Here is a 2,460-nt window from a genome sequence, read left to right as displayed (position 1 = left end):
CGGGAAACGCTCATCCCCGCCCTCACGGATCAACCGGGAGCCTTCAGCATCCTGGCATTCGATGGAGACGAGCCGGTCGGCCTAGTGAACTGCTTCCAGACCCTGTCCACGTTCAAAGCCAGGCCGCTGATCAATATTCACGATGTCACCGTGAAAGCAAGCCATCGCGGTCAGGGCATCAGCACTCGCATGCTGAGGGAGGTCGAAGCAGTGGCGCGACAGCGAGGCTGCTGCAAGCTGACGCTCGAGGTGCTGGAAGGCAACAGGATCGCGCAACAGGTCTACAGAAAATTCGGTTTCAACAGCTACGAGCTGGACCCTGCGCTGGGACAGGCACTGTTCTGGGAGAAAAAGCTGCCGGACTGACAGTGGGTGAACGACCACCGGCTAAAAGCCGGTGGCTTCGAGTTACGGCTGAAAGCCGGTCATTTCGCCTAAAGGCGCTGTACAGCACACTGAAATCATCATCGGGTTCATCCGGCTTCTGATTCTTTATGTACTCCTTCCAGACTTCGTCTGTCACGTTACCACTGGAAGCTACCCAATACCCTCTCGCCCACAAATGTTGCCCCCAGTATCTCTTCCTCAGCGAGGAAAACTCTGACAATAATTTGTGTGAACTTTTCCCCTTGAGAAATTGCACTGCTTTCGATACCGACAAGTTGGGCGGGATACCTATCAGCATATGCACATGATCCCGGTTGATCGAACCTGCATAGATGATCATTTCCTTGCTACGCGCTATCTCTCGAAGCAATTCCCGGCATCGTAACCCAACATCACCACCCAAAATCGGATAACGGTACTTCGTCACCCAGACCAGGTGGTACTTGCAATCCCATATCGTGTGGCCACCGTGCTTGTAATTCTGCATGGCATCAAGCTTACCATTCCAACCCTGCCGCCTAAAGGCGTGGGATTTACGGATCCCCTATCGGGGACTTTAAAAAAAATCCTACGGAAGGTTTTATTGCATTCTGCCAGGGGACTACGGCGTCCGCAAGGCGCTGTCCTTCAACCAAATTTGGCAAATTTAGGACACCCTCCCATTGACACCATTTATGGGTATCTTCTATTCCCAATGTGTCCCCAGAATTATATCCAGAATTACAGAATTATACTACGCAGCTTGTTCCGGAAGAGGAAGTTGAAACCTTCCTGCAACTACACCTTCTACGGTCAGGTCTTCGTCGAGCGCTTCCCAACGAAGTGCGTAGCCGTTCACCTCAATGGTTACTTGTTTTAGTTTTTCGTCAGGAGCTTTCCTGAGAATTTCAAAACGATCTGCCGGAAAACCAATAACTCGACCATCTGTTAGCTCCATATATATCATTCTCCCTTCCGCCCAGGCACGCAGGGCACAAGGTTCACTTTCAACCGGCATGGTATTCATGGAATTTCTCCAAAAGCAACTGTTGGTTCTCGTATACAAGTCTCTCGATTTCTCTTATTTGATGCGATGGAATACCTCTATTTCTCGCAATCGATATTGGCAACAACCAAAATTTGCATTCACCATCAGCACAACGAACATGAATATGCGCAGGCTCCGCTCCTTCATCAGAATAAAAGTGAAACCGAAAACCTTTTATTCTCAAAACAGTCGGCATATTATCCCCTATTCAAAACCGAACGGCCTAATTCAGCCGCGCGAAGCACGAGCGTTGGCTGGAGTGCCTTGTTCGGCGTTTCTGGCTGAACCCAGGTACAACATATCATCCATCTTACCCCGCTCGTTATCGAATCCGATGACCCTTTGGCCGTCCCGAATATAGACCAGGCTGTATCTATACTCGTGGTCGCAAGGCAGAACGGGACAGGAAACACACCAAGCCTTTATCTCGATGCGTCCATTTTGTGAGATCCATTGTCGCTGGTGGAGCAGGCGTTCCGCCTTCATGGAATGGATGCTAGCTCATGTTGTCTTTCGCATCAACAGAAGAAAGCCCGCACAATGCGCTGCGCTACCCTATTGCGCCCTTGTGGCTATTAGATTAACCTGAATCCGTGACTTCGGCAGCCACCTGAAAGTCGTTCGCCCGATGATAATCGCGTAAAATTGCAGTTCCAGTGATTTTCATGATTTCACCCAAGGGGTGAACTGCCAATGACATTCATCTTCGAGCAAAGCGACACGGAAATCTACGCCTCCCATGCCGGCCTGGTGGTAGCCGGCCCCATCATCAATCGCCACAGTGGGCTGAAAAAGCGCCTCAAGTCCATCCCCCTGCGCCACGGCATAGCCCATATCGACCTGGTCCGGACCTATCTTGGACTGCTGTGCCAGGGCAAGAACGACTTCGAGGCCGTAGAAGGTATCCGCAAGGATCCGTTCTTCCAGCGTAACTACTCACCCCTATCAGCATAGAGCTGTCCCGAAAAGGCCATTTGAATGGCGACCAGCGGATTGTATCCCTGATTTGCCATGGTCTGCAGGTAACTGGAGATGCGGCAATAGGC

5 protein-coding genes are annotated in these 2,460 nt (G+C 51.0%); 2 read left to right on the top strand and 3 right to left on the bottom strand.

Annotated features, from left to right (window positions below; genetic code table 11):
- Positions 1 to 366, top strand: a 366-nt coding sequence (locus ACOCD2_RS16765; protein ID WP_293649755.1) for a GNAT family N-acetyltransferase, incomplete at its 5' end; no start/stop codon positions are given.
- Here the strand turns inward: ACOCD2_RS16765 and tnpA are convergent.
- The 3 genes from tnpA to ACOCD2_RS16750 all read right to left on the bottom strand — a co-directional run bounded on the left by tnpA (position 299) and on the right by ACOCD2_RS16750 (position 1,610).
- On the bottom strand, positions 299 to 874 hold the full coding sequence (gene tnpA / locus ACOCD2_RS16760) for an IS200/IS605 family transposase (RefSeq protein WP_368857428.1): 576 nt from the start codon (positions 872 to 874) through the stop codon (positions 299 to 301). The genes ACOCD2_RS16765 and tnpA overlap by 68 nt on opposite strands.
- Before the next feature lie 246 nt (positions 875 to 1,120).
- On the bottom strand, positions 1,121 to 1,393 hold the full coding sequence (locus ACOCD2_RS16755; RefSeq protein WP_293649753.1) for a DUF2442 domain-containing protein: 273 nt from the start codon (positions 1,391 to 1,393) through the stop codon (positions 1,121 to 1,123).
- Entirely contained in the window at positions 1,374 to 1,610 is a 237-nt protein-coding gene (locus ACOCD2_RS16750) for a DUF4160 domain-containing protein (RefSeq protein WP_293649751.1), read from the bottom strand. The genes ACOCD2_RS16755 and ACOCD2_RS16750 overlap by 20 nt, the downstream gene beginning before the upstream one ends.
- A 497-nt stretch (positions 1,611 to 2,107) precedes the next feature.
- Here ACOCD2_RS16750 and ACOCD2_RS16745 point away from each other — a divergent pair, with 497 nt between their 5' ends.
- A complete protein-coding gene (locus ACOCD2_RS16745) occupies positions 2,108 to 2,368 on the top strand; it encodes a hypothetical protein (protein WP_293652931.1) in 261 nt (86 codons plus the stop codon).
- Positions 2,369 to 2,460 lie beyond the last annotated feature (92 nt).

This window comes from Thiolapillus sp., from assembly GCF_048562965.1.
Classification (GTDB): domain Bacteria; phylum Pseudomonadota; class Gammaproteobacteria; order Chromatiales; family Chromatiaceae; genus Thiolapillus; species Thiolapillus brandeum_A.
Note: the sequence above shows the minus strand (reverse complement) of the source record. Positions and strands in the feature narration are given on the sequence as shown.

Bases quoted from the DNA above. Each gene is read 5' to 3' on its own strand.
- ACOCD2_RS16745 (WP_293652931.1), top strand. From the start codon at position 2,108: ATGACATTCATCTTCGAGCAAAGCGACACGGAAATCTACGCCTCCCAT.
- ACOCD2_RS16750 (WP_293649751.1), bottom strand. From the start codon at position 1,610: ATGCCGACTGTTTTGAGAATAAAAGGTTTTCGGTTTCACTTTTATTCT.
- ACOCD2_RS16755 (WP_293649753.1), bottom strand. From the start codon at position 1,393: ATGAATACCATGCCGGTTGAAAGTGAACCTTGTGCCCTGCGTGCCTGG.
- tnpA (WP_368857428.1), bottom strand. From the start codon at position 874: ATGCAGAATTACAAGCACGGTGGCCACACGATATGGGATTGCAAGTAC.